Here is a 17,036-nt window from a genome sequence, read left to right as displayed (position 1 = left end):
CGCGCCATGGGGCACCGGTGCGAGCGATCCAGAATATCCCATCAAGAACAAGGCGGTGGTTGGTCGGTTTGCGCCCGTTCGGCGCACGGACCGCCAGGATAAACCGTTCAAAGAACGCCCATTCCTCGTCCGACATCAGGTCTCGTGCCAAGCTGGTCTCGATCGCAGATACCAGCTTGAATCATGCCCGAACCGCGTTGTGAATCCCTTTTGTCAACACGGCCTAGCGACGTTCCGTATTGTCGATCCACATCCGATGCAGGTAGTCGCCCGATGTCGGGCCACAGCAACGCGGGCCTTAGCAGAACCGCGGCACTTGGCCTGGGCCATGTACTAGACCTTCGATGGAGCGCGTTTGATCCTCTGGCGCATGATGATGCCAGCTGCCTTAACCCGCGACCATCTGACACCAGCACCTCCACACTGGAAGGCACCCCGCTCGCGGTCCAACTCGCCTGATTGATCGCGCGCGGGTGTCAGGCCGAAATGGGGCGGGCGACGTGATCGGCCGAAGCGGGCAGCCTCGTCGATGCCTGCCCTGACGGTGAGTGAGACGGGCGGACCGACCCCCGGTGCGGTCATGAGCAGACGGCAGATGCCATCGTCTGCGTCCAGCCGGTTTATGGCCTTGTGCAGGCGTTGATACGCCTTACGAAGCGCGCGCCGGACTTCCAAGCAGCGGCGCGATTGTCATCGCAAGGTGGGAGCATTCCTTGATCAGACCCATCACCAGTGCCTCGACCTGTGGTCGCGTGACAACGCCAGCCTTCAAGCCGAACTTGCGCAAGGCACTGATGATCGTCGACTGCAGGAATTTGCACGTCAGCAACATTCTGATCTCTGAGCCCCGCTCTGTCGTGACGTGGACGGGGCGAAACAGGCCAACGCGCATCACCTGGTCAATGCCGCGCGTCGTTCCTGTCCGTCCTGTTGATCCACGCCGACAGCGCCGCCGTCACGTGCCGCGTCTTGACGCATATATCCGGTTTCGACCAGGCCGCTCTACAGCCACTGCGAAACCGGACCTGCCTCTAACCCTGCCCTTTGATCCTGCCCGGCCAGCGCGCCAAGCAGGGACGGGATAGCCCCGGCTCGCTCTCGACCATCCCATCTCATTCACAGGGCCCGCTCAGCCGCGCCCATGGGGTTCGGACCAGTCGATATCGGGACCGATGGGCACGATGCGATGCGGGTTCACCGTGTCGTGGCTGTAGTAATAGTGCCGGATGAAGTGGTCGGGATGCACGGTCTCCGCCACGCCCGGCCATTGATACAGCTCGCGCGCCCATCCCCACAGGTTCGGATAGTCGATGATCCGGCGGCGGTTGCACTTGAAATGCGTGTGATAGACCGCATCGAATCGCAGGACGGTGGTAAACAGCCGCCAATCGGCCTCGGTGATGCGGTCGCCGGTCAGATAGCGGTTCTTGGTCAGCAGCCCCTCGATCCAGTCCAGGCTGTCGAACAGCGGATGGACGGCCTTGTCATAGGCCTCCTGGCTGGTGGCAAAGCCCGCCTTGTAGACGCCGTTGTTGACCGTGTCATAGATGCGGTCGTTGATCGGGGCGATGCGGTCGCGCAGCGCTTCGGGCCAGTAATCGTCGGTGTTCCCGGTCACCCCGTCAAAGGCCGAATTGAACATGCGGATGATGTCCGCGCTTTCGTTCGACACGATCTGGTCGGTCTGGCGGTCCCACAGGACCGGCACCGTGACCCGGCCCGAGGCATCGGGTTTCGCCTTCAGATAGACCTCACGCAGATAGGCGAACCCGAACTGACGGTCGCCGGTCGCGCCGTCGAAATCGGTGCGAAACTCCCACCCGTCCTTCAGCATGTCGGGATGCACGGCCGAAACCGCGATGTGATCCTCCAGCCCCTTCAGCGCCCGAAAGATCAGCGTGCGATGCGCCCAAGGGCAGGCATGGCTGACATACAGGTGATAGCGCCCGCTTTCGGCCTTGAACCCGCCCGTCCCGGTGGGTCCGGCGCTGCCGTCGGCGGTGACCCAGTTGCGGAATTTCGATTCGTCGCGCTTGAACGCGCCGCCGGTGCTGTCGGTGTCATACCATTCGTCCTTCCAGACGCCGTCGACCAGTTGGCCCATGATCTGTCCTTTCCTTGATGTGGCAGGGGAACGGGCGGGCGCGCCCGTTGTTCCGCGCTCAGCCGATGGCGCGGTCGCGCGTCTCGATTCGGACCCATGTCAGGGCGGCGGCAGCCAGGACCAGCAGCACGGCAAAGCTGCCGATGGCCAGGCCGAACCCGCGCGCGAACACGACGGCCAGCAGGCTGGGCGCCAGGATGCCGCCCAAGCGCGCCATGGCGCTGGCCGTGCCCATGCCGGTGCCGCGCAGATGCGTCGGATACAGCTCTGGCGTGAACGCATAAAGCGCGCCCCAACTGCCCAGCAGCGCAAAGCTCATCACGATCAGCGACGCGGCGACCACCGCCCCGCTGGTCGCAAAGGCGAACAGCCCGCAGCCCGCCGCCGACAGGATCAGGAACCCCGCCAGCGTGGGGCGGCGGCCCCAGGCCTCTACCCCCCAGGCCGCCAGCGCGTATCCCGGCACCTGCGCCAGCGCCAGGATCACCAGGAAGCCGTATCCCCGGACAAAGCCGAACCCCTCGGTCGCCAGCTGCCCGGGCACCCAGACGAACACCCCATAATAGGACAGCGAGACCAGAAACCACACCGCCAGGATGCCGATGGTGGCGCGGCGCAGCGGCCCGTCCATGATCGAGCGTGCGGCCCCTTCGGCGACGGGGGCGGGGCGCAGATGGGCCGCGGGTGGCAGGGGGGCCGCGCCGTTCACGCGCAGCACCTGGTCGATGACGGCGCGGGCCTCGGCCTGGCGGCCCTTGCGGACCAGATACATCGGGCTTTCCGGTATCCAGAACCGCAGGACGAACCCGATCAGCGCGGGCAGGGCCGCGACCAGAAAGATCCACCGCCAAGGGGCCGCGGCGCCCCAGCTGGCCGCCGCCCATGCGGTCATCGCCACGATGATCGTGCCGACCGCCCAGAACCCCTCCAGCCAGACCAGCCAGCGACCGCGATTCCGGGGCGGCAGGAATTCGGCCATCATCGCGTAATCGACGGGCAGCGTGCCGCCCACCGCCACCCCGGTCAGAAAGCGCAGGACCAGCAGCACCGTGAAATCGCCCGCCATGACGGAGGCCAGCCCAAAGACCGCGTCCATCGCGACGGTCCCCACCAGCACCCATTTGCGCCCGATGCGGTCGGCCAGGCGCCCGAACCCGAATGCGCCCAGGAACATGCCCAGAAAGAACACCGTCCCGATCTGCAGCGCCGTCACCCGGTCCACCCCGAACGTCGCCGCGACCGAGGGCGCGGCAAAGCCGACCGCGATGACCTGCATCGCATCCGCGGCCCAGACCAGCCCGAAGATGCCCAGCAGCCGCCACTGGAACCGGCCGGTGCCGCCGCGCGTCAGCGCCTCGTCGATGGTCAGCTTCATCACGGCCCTCCTGCGGTCCCTCATGCATAACGCGCATCCGGGATATGACAAGCCTGCGCCGCGCGTCTCGACACCCCCCTCCCGCGCCGCTAGGGTCCGCGCCCAAAAGGAGCGCGCCCATGTTCACCATCGCCACCTGGAACATCAACTCTGTCCGCCTGCGCGAGGGGCTGGTCGCCCGGTTCCTGGAGGAGGAGCGCCCCGACATCCTGTGCCTGCAGGAATGCAAGGCGCCCGTGGACAAGATCCCCCTGACCCGCTTTGCCGAACTGGGATACGGCCACATCGTCGCGCGGGGGCAGAAGGGGTATAACGGCGTGGCCATCCTGTCGCGCCTGCCGCTGGAGGATGCGGGCGACCGCGACTATGCCGCCCTGGGCCATGCGCGGCATGTCTCGGCGCGGCTGCCCAACGGGGTGGTGATCCACAACATGTATGTGCCTGCGGGCGGCGACATACCCGATCGTGAGCAGAACCTGAAATTCGGGCAAAAGCTGGATTTCCTGACCGAGATGCGCGACGTCTTTCATGCCGACCGCCCGGCCCGGTCGATCCTGGTGGGCGACCTGAACATCGCCCCGCGCGAGGACGACGTCTGGTCGCACAAGCAGCTGCTGAATATCGTCAGCCACACCCCCATCGAGGTCGAGCATCTGCTGGCCGCCCAGGATGCCGGGGACTGGGTCGACGTGACGCGCCAGGACATCCCGCAGGGGCTGCTTTACAGCTGGTGGAGCTATCGCGCCAAGGATTGGGACGCCGCCGACAAGGGCCGCCGGCTGGATCACATCTGGGCCAGCCGCGACATCGCGGGCGCCGCCCATTCCAGCCGCATCCTGCGCCCGGTGCGGGGCTGGGACCAGCCAAGCGACCATGTCCCGGTGCTGGCCAGCTTTGATCTGTGACATGATCGGCCCTTTCGCTGGCCGGATGCCTGCCCCATATTGGGGCCAACGCTTTCGACCCACGGGGACGCCATGACCATGCTTTTCGACGGGGCGCAGACGCCCAAGACCGACGACTTCATCAAGGACGTGACCGAGGCGACCTTCATGACCGAGGTCGTCGAGGCCTCGATGGAGGTGCCCGTCATCGTCGATTTTTGGGCACCCTGGTGCGGGCCGTGCAAGACCCTCGGCCCCGCGCTGGAGGCCGAGGTCGCCCGCCACAAGGGCCGCATCCGCATGGCCAAGATCGACGTGGACCAGAACCAGATGATCGCCGGTCAGCTGCGGGTGCAGTCGATCCCGACGGTCTATGCCTTCTACAAGGGCCAGCCGGTCGATGCCTTCCAGGGCGCGCTGCCCGCCAGCCAGATCAAGCAGTTCGTCGACAAGCTGGCCGCCCTGTCCGGCGATGACGGCGGCCTGGCCGACGCGCTGGCCGCCGCCGAGCAGATGATCGAGGACAACGAGGCCGCCGATGCCGTCGAGACCTTCACCGCCATCATCGGAGAGCTGCCCGACAGCCCCGAGGCCTGGGGCGGCCTGATCCGCGCCCATCTGGCGGCGGGCGATCCGGCTGCGGCCGCCTCCACCCTGACCCAGGTCCCCCCAGCCCTAACCCATGCCGGCCCCATCGAGGCCGCCCGCGCCCAGCTGGCCCTGGCCCAGCAGGCCGCCAGCGCCGGTCCCCTGGACGATCTGGCCGCCCGGGTCGAGGCCGACCCCGCCGATCAGCAAGCGCGTCTGGAATACGCCCAGGCCCTGCATGCCGACGGGCAGCTGGAGGCCGCCATCGACGTGCTGCTGGACAGCTTCCGCCGCGACCGCGACTGGAACGAGGGCGCGGCCAAGGCGCAGCTGCTGACCATCTTCGACAGCCTCAAGCCCACCGATCCGGTGGGACAGAAGGGCCGCCGCCGCCTGTCCTCGCTGATCTTCGCCTGACCGATGGTGCTGCGTTTCGACCTGCCCGACCGCATCCCCCTGTTCCCGCTGCCGGGCGCCGTGCTGATGCCGCGCGCCCGCCTGCCGCTGCACCTGTTCGAGCCGCGCTATCTGCAGATGCTGGATGATACGCTCAAGACCGACCACCGCCTGATCGGCATGATCCAGCCCGAGGGCGACGGCCTGTCCGCCATCGGCTGCGCGGGCCGCGTGGTGGCGTTTTCCGAGACCGGCGATGGGCGGATGATGATCTCGCTCGGGGCGGTGTCACGCTTCCGCCTGCAGGAGGTCGAGGAGGGCTTTGCCCCCTATCTGCAGGCGCGGGTGGACTGGTCGTCCTTTGCCCGCGATCTGGGCGGCCCCGAGCAGGACCCGGGCCTGGACCGCAAGGCGCTGTTCTCGCTGTTGGACCGCTACATGCAGACGCAGGAGCTGTCGACCGATTGGGACGCCGCCGCCGAGGCCGAGGATGAGCTGCTGATCAACTCGCTGTCGATGATGCTGCCCTTCGGCCCCGGCGACAAGCAGGCGCTGTTGGAATCCCCCACCCTGTCGGACCGGCGCGAACTGCTGGTCGGCCTGATCGAATTCGCCCTGCATGGCGGCGAGAACGAGGAACGTCTGCAATGACCGATGCCCCCTATGACCGCCACATGCTGGAGGCGCTGGTCTGCCCGGTGACCCACACCACCCTGCGCTATGACGCCGCCGCACAAGAGCTGGTGTCCCACGCGGCAGGCCTTGCCTTTCCGATCCGCTCCGGCATCCCGATCATGCTGATCGACGAGGCCCGCCAGATCCGCGCCGATGACTGACACCCGCCCATGACCGATCCCGGCCGCCCGGTCGCCTTTCCGCAGGTGGCCCGCGCCGACCGTGGGCCCGCGCCGCTGCCGCTGTGGCTGCGCGGGGTGATCGTCGCCTGCTGCCTGATCGAGGCGCTGACCTGGGCCGGCCCGATGCTGGGCCTGGGCTCGGCCCGCGTGGCGGGGGTGATGCTGGGCGGGTTCTGGCCGCCGCTGATGTCCGGGGCCGCGGGGCTTTATCCGGGTCAGGGCGTGGTGATGTTCCTGACCTATGGCCTGCTGCATGGCGGGGTGCCGCATCTGGCGATGAACATGATCTCGCTGGCGGCGGTGGGGCGCGAACTGGTCCGCATGATCGGATCGGGGCGCATGGCGCTGACCTATCTGGTCAGCCAGATCGTGGCCGGTGCCGTGTTCGCCTGGATGGAGCCCGCCGCGGGCCCGATGGTCGGCGCCTCTGGCGCGGTCTTCGGTCTGGCCGGCGCGCTGGTCGGCCATGCCGCGATCAGCCTGCGCCGCCGCCACCGCTCCATGGCCCCGCTGATCCGCGCCACCGCGCTGATCCTGGGGCTGAACATCGTGCTGACGCTGCTGATGCCCGCGATCGCCTGGCAGGCCCATCTGGGCGGCGGGCTTGCCGGGCTGGTCCTTGGCATCGCCTTCGCCCTGTCCGGACCCGCGCGCCGCTAGGACGTCTGATCCGTCCCGGCGTCAGGCGCGCCCTGGGGGGTCCGGGGGGCCTGCCCCCCGGCGTCGCGGGACGCATCCTGCGCCGCATCCCCGTCAGGCGCCTCGGCCTCTGACTCTGGGGCGGCCTCCTCAGGCTCCTCCACGCCCTCGATCGCCAGCAACCGCCGCAGCGCCGGGCGGAACGCATCCGCGGGTTCCGCGACCAGCGATGCGGCAGACTGTCCCTCGGCCTCGGCCAGATGCTCGGCCAGCAGACGGTGCCCCAGCCCATAGCCTGTCCATTTCCGCATCCGTCCGCGCCCCATGAACCATTCGCCATGGTCGTAATCGCGCCGCGCCCAAAGCGTCCCGGCCTGCTTCAGCGATCCCGATCCGGGCCGCGTCGCATCCCAGGGGTCAGGCGCCCCGCCCAGCACCTGCAGCACGAAATGTCCCGCCAGCCCCTCGCTGACCAGGGCCTCGCCCAATGACCGCCCATATCCCGGCCCCTCCCACCGCGCCAGGTGGTGCATCTCATGGACCAAAGTGCGGCGGAAATGCTCGGGCGCGACGCGGGACGGGTCCAGCGTGATCTCGATGATGCCGGCGGCGGGCGCATGGCCCGCGATGCCCCATTCGGGGAACACCCCGTCGCCCGCCCGCACCACCAGATCGAATCGCGGCAGGTCCAGATGCGCCTCGACCGCGGCCACCATCTCGCGCGCATGGGCGCGGATCTCGGCCATGATCGGGGTCAGCGCGCTGCGCGCGTTCAGCATGTGCAACTGCCAGATCGGCATGGCTCTCTCCTCGGGTCCGCGGGGTCAGACCTCGGGGACCAGCACCTCGCGCTTGCCGACATGGTTGGCGCTGGACACGACACCCTGCTCCTCCATCTGCTCGACCAGGCGCGCGGCCTTGTTATAGCCGATGGCCAGCTTGCGCTGGATGTAGCTGGTGGAACACTTGCGGTCCTTGGCCACGATCATCACGGCCTGATCGTACAGCGCGTCATCCCCGCCATCGCCGCCGCCCAGGCCCAGCACGGCGTCGATATCGTCGGCCTTGTCATCCTCGACCCCCTCGACCACGCCCGACTTGTAGCTGGGCGGGCCGAAGGATTTCAGATGCGTCACCACCTCCTCGACCTCCTCGTCGCTGACGAAGGGGCCGTGGATGCGGGTGATCCGCGCGCCGTTGCCCATGTACAGCATGTCGCCCTGACCCAGGAGCTGCTCGGCCCCCTGCTCTCCCAGGATGGTGCGGCTGTCGATCTTGGACGTGACCTGAAAGCTGACCCGCGTGGGAAAGTTCGCCTTGATCGTGCCGGTGATCACATCGACCGAGGGGCGCTGCGTGGCCATGATCAGGTGGATCCCCGAGGCCCGCGCCATCTGCGCCAGGCGCTGGATGCAGGCCTCGATCTCCTTGCCCGCGACCATCATCAGGTCGGCCATCTCGTCGACGACCACGACGATATAGGGGAAGGTCTCGGGCTGGAATTCCTCGGTCTCCCAGATCGCGTCGCCGGTATCCTCGTCGAACCCGGTCTGGACGGTGCGCTTGAACATCTCGCCCTTGCGCAGGGCCTCGGTCACGCGGCCGTTATAGCCCTCGATGTTGCGCACGCCCATCTTGGACATCTTGCGATAGCGGTCCTCCATCTCTCCGACGACCCATTTCAGCGCCACGACGGCCTTCTTGGGGTCGGTGACGACCGGGGACAGCAGATGCGGGATGCCGTCATAGACCGACAGTTCCAGCATCTTGGGGTCGATCATGATCAACCGGCATTCGTCCGGCGTCAGCTTGTAGAGCAGGCTCAGGATCATCGTGTTGATCGCGACCGACTTGCCCGACCCGGTGGTGCCCGCGATCAGCAGGTGGGGCATCTTGGCCAGGTTCGCCACGACCGGATCGCCGCCGATATCCTTGCCCAAGGCCAGCGGCAGCGGCTGCGTGCCATCCCCGAAGGCGCGGGAGGCAAAGATCTCTCGCAGCAGCACCTTTTCGCGTTTCGCGTTGGGCAGTTCTATCCCGATGACGGTGCGGCCGGGGACGGTGCTGACGCGGGCGGACAGGGCCGACATCGACCGCGCGATGTCGTCGGACAGCCCGATCACGCGGCTGGCCTTCAGGCCCGGCGCGGGTTCCAGCTCATACAGCGTCACGACCGGGCCGGGGCGGACCTCGGTGATCTGGCCCTTGACGCCATAATCATCCAGCACCGCCTCCAGCATGCGGGCGTTCTCCATCAGCGCCTCGTGGGACACGGGCACCACGTCGCTGTCGGAGGGCGCCGACAGCAGCGCCAGCGGCGGGCGCTCATAGGCCGGGCCGCCGCTGTCGTCAAAGCGCAGGGCCGGTTCCGCCTCGGCACGCGCGCTGCGCGACGGCTCGGGGCGGCGGGCGGGGGCCACGATCTGGCGCTGCGTCTCGGCGCCGAAGGGGCGCGGATCGGCGGGCTCCTCCTCGGGCGGCAGGGCCGCAGGCGCACCGTCGCGGGCCAGCCGCGACGCGACGGCCTTGAGGACCGACGATTTCGCCGCGCTTGAGCGGATCGCGTCGCTGATGCGGCCGCGCACCTCTGCCTCGGAGGGCGCGTCGCCGTCATAGTCGGAATCGCGCTCGATCAGCTCGGGCTCGGGCATCTCGGCCTCCAGCTCGAATTCGGGCGGGGGGGCGGGCCTGCGGCGGGCGGGGGTGACCCGGGGGGCGGCGCGGGGCGCATCCTCGGGGGCGGGGCGCGGCTGGCGCAGGCGCTGCGCGGCCTGGGTCGCGGCCAGACCGGCGATGGCCGTGCCCTGCGCCGCCGTGCCCAGCCCGGTGCGGAACCGCCGCCACAGGCCGGTCAGCTCGACCCGGTCGAACCCCAGCACGAAGGCCCCCGCCGCCAGCACCGCCAGCGCGACCAGCAGGGCCGCGACGCGGATGCCGGTCTGCGCGGGCATCGGCAGCAGGTTCAGCATCGCGCCCATGATCATGTCGCCGAAATGCCCGCCCAGGCCGTAATTCTGCTGCCATTCGGGGCCCGGCACCAATGTGCTGGCATAGACCGACACCAGCGCCACAGCCATGGGGGTAAAGATCCCGCGCATCAGCCGATCCTCGCCCAGGTGCAGCATCAGGCGCAGGCCCCAGACCCAGGCCCCGACGACCAGCATCCAGGCGCCCATCCCCGCGATCATGATCAGCGCCGAGGCGATCATCGCCCCCAGGCCCCCCAGCATGTTCATCGCCGGCGCATCGGTGGCCGAGCCAAAGCTGGGATCGTCGGGGGACCAGCTGCCCAGCATCATCGCGACCAGGATGCCCAGGACGATCAGCATCGCCCCGGCGGCCTCCTTGCCGCGTCGCTCCAACGCGGCGCGGGTGGTCTGGTCGAACAGCGGATCGCGGTGTTTTGCATGCCAGCTTGCCATGATGTCAGCCCCCCGTTCCGTCCAGCAGCACGGCGCGCAGCCGCGTCAGCGCCGCGCGCGTCTGATCGGCATCCGCCACCAGCGCGACCCGGATGAAGCCCGCGCCCGGATTGACCCCGTCCACCGCCCGCGACAGATAGGCGCCGGGCAGCACCTGGATGCCCGCCTGCGCCCACAGCGTCCGCGCGGCCTGTTCCCCGTCGGCCACCGGAAGCCACAGAAAGAACCCGCCCTGCAGCGGCCGGTATCCCGGCCAATCGGCCAGAACCTCATCCGCGATGCGGTATTTCTGCTGATACAGCGCGCGGCTGGCCTGCACATGCGCCTCATCGGCCCAGGCCGCGGTGCTGACGCGCTGCACCGGCAGGGGCAGGGGCGCGCCCGCATAATTGCGCAGCCGCCGCATCTCGCGGATCTGGGCCACGCCACCGGCGGCGAAACCCGACCGCAACCCCGGCAGGTTCGAGCGTTTGGACAGAGAGTTGAACATCACCACCCGGTCGGGCAGGCCCATTGCGGTCGCCACCTGCAACGCACCCGGCGGGGGCGTGTCGCGCCAGATCTCGGAATAGCATTCATCGGCAAAGATCAGGAAATCATGCCGCTCCGCCAGCGCCACCAGCGTCTCAAGATAATCGCGGTCGGCCACCGCACCCTGCGGATTGGCGGGCGAACACAGATAGGCCACCGCCACCCGGTCCAGCACGGCCGGGTCCAGCGCGGCGTAATCGGGCAGGTTGCCGGTCTGGGGCGTGGCGGGCACGAACATCGCCTCGGCCTCTACGGCGGCGGCGGCGACGGCATAGACCTGATAGAAGGGGTTCGGCACCAGCACGACGGGCCTCTGGCCATTCTTCCGTTCCGGGCACAGGGCCAGGGCGGCGTTGAACAGCCCCTCTCGCGTGCCGTTCAGCACCATCAGCCGCTCGGGCGCGACCTCCAGGTCATAGCGGCGGCCCAGCCACCCCGAAATCGCCGCCAGCAATTCGGGCGCGCCCTCGTTCGGGGGGTATTTCGCCAGCTCGTGCAGGCTGTCGGCCATGATGTGGCCGACGAAATCGGGCATGGGATGACGCGGTTCCCCGATGGTCAGCACCATGGGGGCCTGGCCCGGCGCAAGGCCCGGCGTGATATCGGACAACAGCGCCCGCAACCGCGGGAACGCGTAATCCGGCAGGTTCGAGAACCGGTCGGGGAATGCCATCTCTGCCTCGCTTTTTCGGGGTCTGCGCCCCGTTCCTTGGGCGAAACATTAGCGCGCCCCGGTCCTTGCGTCCAGCAAAGACCGGGTCAGGCCAGCGCAGCCTCGGCCCCTGCCGCCACGCGCAGCAGATGCCGGTCCTGCCCCGGATGGCCCAGCAGGCTGATCCCGCAGGCCGGATGCCCCGTCGGCAGGGTGATCGCGGGCAGGCCCAGCAGGTTGGCGATTCGCGTGTTGCGCAGGGTCAAAAGGTTCGCGCGCACGAATTCCGCCGTGTCGGTCATCAGCCGCTCTCGGTCGGGCGGCAGGATCGGCACGGTGGGGATCAGCACGGCGTCGTATCCGCCCACGACCTCCTTGATCCACTTGCGGCGGATGCGGGCCAGGCTCTCCCATGCGGCGACGTAATCGGGTCCGCTGACCTCGGCGCCGCCGCGGAACCGCTCCAGTATGGGGGGCCACATCAGTTCGGGCGCATCCTCGATCTGGGCGCGCCAGATGCCATAGGCCTCAGGCGCGAACAGCTGCGGCGACAGCGCCATGGCCTTGTCCAGCCAGTCGGTCGAGACATGCGCGATCTGCGCCCCTGCCTTCCCCAGCCGGTCCACCGCATCCTGGAACGCCATCACCGGCCCGGTTTCGGCATCGTCGAAGGGCAGCCCCTCCAGCACCATCAGGCGCAGGCCCTGGACAGTCGCACCATCCAGATCGGGGGCCCGCTGATCGGCCATGATGGCAAAGATCTGGGCGCAATCCTCGACGCTGCGGGCGATGGGGCCGGCGATGTCGAATTTCCGCGCCAATGGCACCACGCCCTTTTCGGGCAGGGCGCCATGCGTGGGCTTGAAGCCCACCAGCCCGTTCCAGGCCGCGGGCACCCGGACCGAGCCGCCCGTGTCCGTGCCCACCGCCGCCGCCGCCAGCCCCAAGGCCACCGACACCGCCGCCCCCGAGGACGAGCCGCCCGGCGCCAGATCGGGGTCCAGCGCATTGGGCGGCGTCGCCGTGCGCGGGTTCAGCCCCAGCCCGGAAAAGGCCAGTTCGGTCATGTGGGTCTTGCCCAGACAGACCATGCCGCGCCGCGCCGCGCGGGCCAGGATATTGGCATCCTTGCGCGGAATGCGCCCCTCCAGCAGGCGCGATCCGGCCTCGGTCACGGTGCCGCCGCTGTCGATGTTGTCCTTCCAGCTGATGGCCACGCCGTCCAGCAGGCTGTGGCGGCGCTCCTGTTTCGCGCGATCATGGGCGGCTACGGCCTCGGACCGGGCGCGGGCCGGGGTCAGCCGGGCAAAGATGCGGGCGCTGTCGGGGTGATCCTTGGCCGCGGCCAGATAAGCCTCGGTCTGGTCGATAGGGTCAAGAACGCCCGCAAGGATGGCGCGGCCCTGCTGGGTGGCCGATGCCCGCAGCCAGTTCATGCGAAAACCCGCGCCATTCAGAAATCCACCGCGATGCCGCTTTTTTCCCAATCGCCATAGCGCACGGGCTCGGGGCCGTCGCGGCCCCCATATTCCTTGGGCAGGATCTGGGCGGCGCGGGCGCGGCGACGCTCCTCTGCCTCGGCCAGGGCGCGTTGGGCGGCGGCAGGCAGGGTTGCGGGGGTGTCATCGCTCATGGATCAATCCTCCGAATGAGGCTATGGGGCTGCGGTCAGTCTTGAACATGATCTAGGCAAAGGAAAGCGTTTTGACAAAGCCGGGTGGCGATATGGCGCGCATGGGCGCATTGCGGTTGATCCAGGGCGTCCGCGAGGGACGGTCCCTGTCCGACCAGTCGGGCAGCCTTGCCCGCCTGCCCGTGGCCGAACAGGCGCGCGCAGCGCGTCTGGCGGCAGAGACCCTGCGCCATCAGGGCCGCGCGGATGTGGTGATCGACAGCTTTGTCACCCGCAAGCCCGCGCCCCAGATCGCCGATGTGCTGCGCCTGGCGGTCGTCGAGATGCTGGAGCTGGGCGCCCCCGCCCATGGCGTCGTGGGCGCGGCGGTCGATCTGACCCGCACGCTTGGCGCGCGCGGACAGGCGGCGGCGGGCATGGTCAACGCGGTGCTGCGCAAGGCGGGCGCCTATCCGGGCTGGGCCGACCTTGCGCCGCAGCCCCTGCCCGAATGGCTGCGCCCTGCGCTGGTCGAGGCCTATGGCGACCCGGTCATGACCGCGATCGAGGCCGCCCATCAGCGCGGCGCGCCCCTGGATCTGACGCCCAAACCCGGCGCCGCCCCGGTGCCGGGCGCGGATGTGCTGCCCACCGGGTCCTGGCGCCTGACGGGACCGGCACAGGTCACCGCCCTGCCGGGGTTCGAGGCGGGCGACTGGTGGGTGCAGGACGCCGCCGCCGCCCTGCCCGCGCGCCTGCTGGCCCCCGCCGCCGGAGAGGTCATCGCCGATCTGTGCGCCGCGCCGGGCGGCAAGACGCTGCAGCTGGCCGCCAGCGGCGCGCGGGTCACCGCCGTGGACATCAACGAACAGCGCCTGCGCCGGGTCACCGAGAACCTGGCCCGCTGCGGGCTGACCGCGCGGCTGGTCGCCGCCGACGCCCTGACCTGGCAGCCGGACGAGCCGCTGGACGCGATCCTGCTGGACGCGCCCTGTTCGGCCACCGGCACCATCCGCCGCCATCCCGACCTGCCCTTCATCCGTGACGGCCACGGCATCGACGAACTGATCGCGCTGCAGGCCGCCTTGCTGGACCACGCGCTGTCGATCCTGCGCCCCGGCGGGCGGCTGGTCTTTGCGACTTGCTCGCTGATCCCGGACGAGGGCGAGGTCCAGATCGATGAGGCGCTGGCCCGCCATCCCGGCCTGACCGTGGAACGCCCTGACCTTCCTGGCATCGACCCCGCCTGGATCACCGAGGAGGGCGGCCTGCGCCTGCGGCCCGATTTCTGGGCCGACCGGGGCGGCATGGACGGCTTCTACATGGCGCGGCTGCGCAAGCCGATCTGAACGGAACCGTCGCCCCGCATGCGGTCTTTTCCTGTCGAACCCGGCAAGGAAAGGACGACCCGATGAAGCTGAGCACCGTCGCGATGGGACTGAAACTGGCGCAGATGGTCCTGCGCACGCGGGGCGCGACCACGGCGGCGCGCGGGGCGGGCGGGCTTGCCTCGGGGATCGGCACGGCGGTGATGGTCGTGGCGGCGGCGCGCCTGGCGCAGCAGCTGCTGTCGTCGCGCAGGCGCTGAGGCGCTGGACCTTCGGCGGGGGTTTCGGTAACTGGGCGTCACCCAGAGACACGAGGCCCCCATGTCCGACCCCGCAGCCATCCGTCGCGCGCTGATCTCCGTTTCCGACAAGACCGGCCTGATCGATTTCGCCCGCGCCCTGGACGCGCGCGGCGTGCAGATCCTGTCCACCGGCGGCAGTGCCAAGGCGCTGCGCGATGCGGGCCTGACCGTGACCGACGTGGCCGACGTGACCGGCTTTCCCGAGATGATGGACGGTCGCGTCAAGACGCTGCACCCGGCGGTGCATGGCGGTCTGCTGGCGCTGCGCGACAATGCGGACCACATCGCCGCGATGGAGGAGCACGGCATCGGCGCGATCGACCTGCTGGTGGTGAACCTGTACCCGTTCGAGGAGACCGTCGCCAAGGGCGCGGCCTATGACGACTGCATCGAGAATATCGACATCGGCGGCCCCGCGATGATCCGCGCCGCGGCCAAGAACCACGGTTTCGTCACCGTGGTCGTGGACGTCCAGGATTACGACGCGGTTCTGGCCGAACTGGACGCGAATGGCGGCACGACGCTGCCCTTCCGCCAGCGGATGGCGCAGACCGCCTATGCCCGCACCGCCGCCTATGACGCCGCCGTCAGCACCTGGATGGCCGATGCCATCGGTGAGGCTACGCCCCGCCGCCGCGCATTCGCCGGCACGCTGGCCCAAGGGCTGCGCTATGGCGAGAATCCGCATCAGCAGGCGGCCTTCTATGTCACCGGCGACGCGCGCCCCGGCGTGGCCACCGCCACGCAGCACCAGGGCAAGGAGCTGTCCTACAACAACATCAACGACACCGATGCCGCGTTCGAGCTGGTGTCGGAATTCGACCCGGCAGACGGCCCCGCCTGCGCGATCATCAAGCACGCCAATCCCTGCGGCGTGGCCCAGGGTGCATCCGCGCTGGAGGCCTATAAGCGGGCCTTCGACTGTGACCGCACTTCGGCCTTTGGCGGCATCATCGCGCTGAACAAGCCACTGGACGGCGCAACGGCGGAAGAAATCGTCAAGATCTTCACCGAGGTCGTCATTGCCCCCGATGCCGACGAGGACGCGCGCCGCATCTTTGCGGGCAAGAAGAACCTGCGCCTGCTGACCACGGGCGGGCTGCCCGATCCGGCGGCCCCCGGCCTGACCTTCCGGCAAGTGTCTGGCGGGATGCTGATCCAGGGCCGCGACAACGGTCATGTGGCCCGCGCCGACCTGAAGATCGTGTCCGACCGCCAGCCGTCCGAGCAGGAACTGGCCGACCTGATGTTCGCCTGGACCGTGGCCAAGCACGTGAAATCGAACGCCATCGTCTATGCCAAGGACTTGGCCACCGTCGGCATCGGCGCGGGCCAGATGAGCCGCGTGGACAGCACCCGCATCGGGCGCCGCAAGTCCGAGGACATGGCCCAGGCCTTGGGCCTGTCCGAACCCCTGACCATCGGCGCGGTCGTGGCATCCGACGCGTTCTTCCCCTTTGCCGACGGCATCGAGGCCCTGGCCGAGGCCGGCGCCCGCGCGGTCATCCAGCCCGGCGGCTCGATGCGCGACGACGAGGTGATCGCGGCGGCCAACCGCCTTGGGCTGGCGATGGTCCTGACCGGCCAGCGCCACTTCCGCCACTGATGGCCGCCCCCGCCAAGCCTGCCGCCCGCAAGGCCGCGCCCAAGCCCGGCCCCGGCAAGTCCAGGCCCAAGGCGGCCCCCCGCAAGGCCACCCCGCCGCGCAGCGACATGCGGCTGGTGATCTGGGTGGCGGCGGCGATCTTCGTGATCGACCAGGTGCTGAAATACGTCGTTGTCCACATGCTGCAGCTGGACCGCGTGCGCGAGATCGACGTCCTGCCGCCCTGGCTGAACCTGCGCATGGCGTGGAATCAGGGCGTGAATTTCGGGCTGATGGCGTCGGACGCGTCGGTGATGCGGTGGGTTCTGATCGGGATCGCGCTGGTCATCTGCGTCTGGGTCTGGGTCTGGATCTGGCGGTCGCCGGTCGGGCGGCTGGCACGGGTTTCGGCGGGGCTGCTGATCGGAGGGGCGCTTGGCAACGTGATCGACCGCGTCCTCTATGGGGCGGTGGCCGATTTCCTGAACATGTCTCTGCCGGGATGGCAGAACCCCTACAGCTTCAACGTGGCCGATATCTCGATCTTTGCAGGGGCGATCGGGCTGGTGCTGATGCCGACGCCCGCCGCGGCGAAATCCGACGACAAGACCCGCAAGGCCCCGGCAAAGCCTGCCCGCCCCGCGCCGAAACCCGTCGCGGCCCCCGGCCCCGCAGCCCCCGGCACCCCGCGTCAGGCCGAGCTGTTCCCCGCCCCCGACCAACAGGGTCGTGACGGCGACGGAAAACCCGGCTAGAACGGC

The 17,036-nt window shown here is 69.1% G+C and carries 19 protein-coding genes; 9 read left to right on the top strand and 10 right to left on the bottom strand.

What is annotated here, in order from left to right:
* From FA740_RS07845 to FA740_RS07825, 5 genes are all read right to left on the bottom strand, one after another.
* Positions 1 to 136, bottom strand: a 136-nt coding sequence (locus FA740_RS07845) for a transposase (protein WP_169306252.1), incomplete at its 3' end; no start/stop codon positions are given.
* A 197-nt stretch (positions 137 to 333) separates the two neighbouring features.
* Positions 334 to 582, bottom strand: a complete 249-nt coding sequence (locus tag FA740_RS20490; RefSeq protein ID WP_420873140.1) for a transposase — start codon at positions 580 to 582, stop codon at positions 334 to 336.
* A 67-nt stretch (positions 583 to 649) separates the two neighbouring features.
* Positions 650 to 892, bottom strand: a complete 243-nt coding sequence (locus FA740_RS07835) for a hypothetical protein (protein ID WP_136856209.1) — start codon at positions 890 to 892, stop codon at positions 650 to 652.
* A gap of 237 nt (positions 893 to 1,129) precedes the next feature.
* Positions 1,130 to 2,104 carry a glutathione S-transferase family protein gene (locus FA740_RS07830; RefSeq protein WP_136856208.1) on the bottom strand — a complete coding sequence of 325 codons (975 nt, stop codon included), beginning with the start codon at positions 2,102 to 2,104 and terminating at the stop codon, positions 1,130 to 1,132.
* 58 nt (positions 2,105 to 2,162) lie between these two features.
* Positions 2,163 to 3,479, bottom strand: a complete 1,317-nt coding sequence (locus FA740_RS07825; protein WP_136856207.1) for an MFS transporter — start codon at positions 3,477 to 3,479, stop codon at positions 2,163 to 2,165.
* Between the two features lie 119 nt (positions 3,480 to 3,598).
* On the opposite strand from FA740_RS07825, the gene FA740_RS07820 reads away from it, so the two are divergent.
* The 5 genes from FA740_RS07820 (at position 3,599) to FA740_RS07800 (ending at position 6,864) form a co-directional block, all read left to right on the top strand.
* Positions 3,599 to 4,384 carry an exodeoxyribonuclease III gene (locus tag FA740_RS07820; RefSeq protein ID WP_136856206.1) on the top strand — a complete coding sequence of 262 codons (786 nt, stop codon included), beginning with the start codon at positions 3,599 to 3,601 and terminating at the stop codon, positions 4,382 to 4,384.
* Positions 4,385 to 4,462: 78 nt separating this feature from the next.
* Positions 4,463 to 5,368 (top strand): tetratricopeptide repeat protein, encoded by a 906-nt coding sequence (locus tag FA740_RS07815; protein WP_420873139.1) that lies wholly within the window; start codon positions 4,463 to 4,465, stop codon positions 5,366 to 5,368.
* 3 nt (positions 5,369 to 5,371) lie between these two features.
* Complete coding sequence (locus tag FA740_RS07810) at positions 5,372 to 5,998, top strand: LON peptidase substrate-binding domain-containing protein (protein ID WP_136856204.1); 627 nt, start codon at positions 5,372 to 5,374, stop codon at positions 5,996 to 5,998.
* A complete protein-coding gene (locus tag FA740_RS07805; RefSeq protein WP_136856203.1) occupies positions 5,995 to 6,183 on the top strand; it encodes a Trm112 family protein in 189 nt (62 codons plus the stop codon). Before FA740_RS07810 ends, FA740_RS07805 begins: the two co-directional genes overlap by 4 nt.
* Before the next feature lie 9 nt (positions 6,184 to 6,192).
* On the top strand, positions 6,193 to 6,864 hold the full coding sequence (locus tag FA740_RS07800) for a rhomboid family intramembrane serine protease (protein WP_136856202.1): 672 nt from the start codon (positions 6,193 to 6,195) through the stop codon (positions 6,862 to 6,864).
* On the opposite strand, the gene FA740_RS07795 is transcribed toward FA740_RS07800, so the two are convergent.
* From FA740_RS07795 to FA740_RS07775, 5 genes are all read right to left on the bottom strand, one after another.
* Positions 6,861 to 7,643 carry a DUF2268 domain-containing putative Zn-dependent protease gene (locus FA740_RS07795; RefSeq protein ID WP_136856201.1) on the bottom strand — a complete coding sequence of 261 codons (783 nt, stop codon included), beginning with the start codon at positions 7,641 to 7,643 and terminating at the stop codon, positions 6,861 to 6,863. The two genes, FA740_RS07800 and FA740_RS07795, sit on opposite strands and share 4 nt — an antisense overlap.
* 24 nt (positions 7,644 to 7,667) lie before the next feature.
* Positions 7,668 to 10,265, bottom strand: a complete 2,598-nt coding sequence (locus tag FA740_RS07790) for a DNA translocase FtsK (protein WP_136856200.1) — start codon at positions 10,263 to 10,265, stop codon at positions 7,668 to 7,670.
* Positions 10,266 to 10,269: 4 nt separating this feature from the next.
* Complete coding sequence (locus FA740_RS07785) at positions 10,270 to 11,469, bottom strand: aminotransferase class I/II-fold pyridoxal phosphate-dependent enzyme (RefSeq protein WP_136856199.1); 1,200 nt, start codon at positions 11,467 to 11,469, stop codon at positions 10,270 to 10,272.
* A gap of 86 nt (positions 11,470 to 11,555) precedes the next feature.
* The gene (locus FA740_RS07780; RefSeq protein ID WP_136856198.1) at positions 11,556 to 12,884 is read right to left on the bottom strand and encodes an amidase; all 1,329 of its coding nucleotides are present in this window, start codon (positions 12,882 to 12,884) and stop codon (positions 11,556 to 11,558) included.
* A gap of 17 nt (positions 12,885 to 12,901) precedes the next feature.
* Positions 12,902 to 13,081 (bottom strand): DUF1674 domain-containing protein, encoded by a 180-nt coding sequence (locus FA740_RS07775; protein WP_136856197.1) that lies wholly within the window; start codon positions 13,079 to 13,081, stop codon positions 12,902 to 12,904.
* A 92-nt stretch (positions 13,082 to 13,173) separates the two neighbouring features.
* Between FA740_RS07775 and FA740_RS07770 the strand changes: the two genes are divergently transcribed.
* The 4 genes from FA740_RS07770 (at position 13,174) to lspA (ending at position 17,030) form a co-directional block, all read left to right on the top strand.
* Positions 13,174 to 14,409: an RsmB/NOP family class I SAM-dependent RNA methyltransferase gene (locus FA740_RS07770; protein WP_136856226.1), complete on the top strand. Its 1,236-nt coding sequence runs from the start codon at positions 13,174 to 13,176 to the stop codon at positions 14,407 to 14,409.
* 62 nt (positions 14,410 to 14,471) lie between these two features.
* Complete coding sequence (locus FA740_RS19655; protein WP_169306250.1) at positions 14,472 to 14,648, top strand: hypothetical protein; 177 nt, start codon at positions 14,472 to 14,474, stop codon at positions 14,646 to 14,648.
* A gap of 61 nt (positions 14,649 to 14,709) precedes the next feature.
* Complete coding sequence (purH, locus tag FA740_RS07765; protein ID WP_136856196.1) at positions 14,710 to 16,296, top strand: bifunctional phosphoribosylaminoimidazolecarboxamide formyltransferase/IMP cyclohydrolase; 1,587 nt, start codon at positions 14,710 to 14,712, stop codon at positions 16,294 to 16,296.
* A complete protein-coding gene (gene lspA / locus FA740_RS07760; RefSeq protein WP_246053517.1) occupies positions 16,296 to 17,030 on the top strand; it encodes a signal peptidase II in 735 nt (244 codons plus the stop codon). The genes purH and lspA overlap by 1 nt, the downstream gene beginning before the upstream one ends.
* Positions 17,031 to 17,036: the final 6 nt, after the last annotated feature.

This window comes from Paracoccus hibiscisoli (assembly GCF_005048265.1).
Classification (GTDB): Bacteria; Pseudomonadota; Alphaproteobacteria; order Rhodobacterales; family Rhodobacteraceae; genus Paracoccus; species Paracoccus hibiscisoli.
This window is presented reverse-complemented; position numbering and strand designations above follow the sequence as displayed.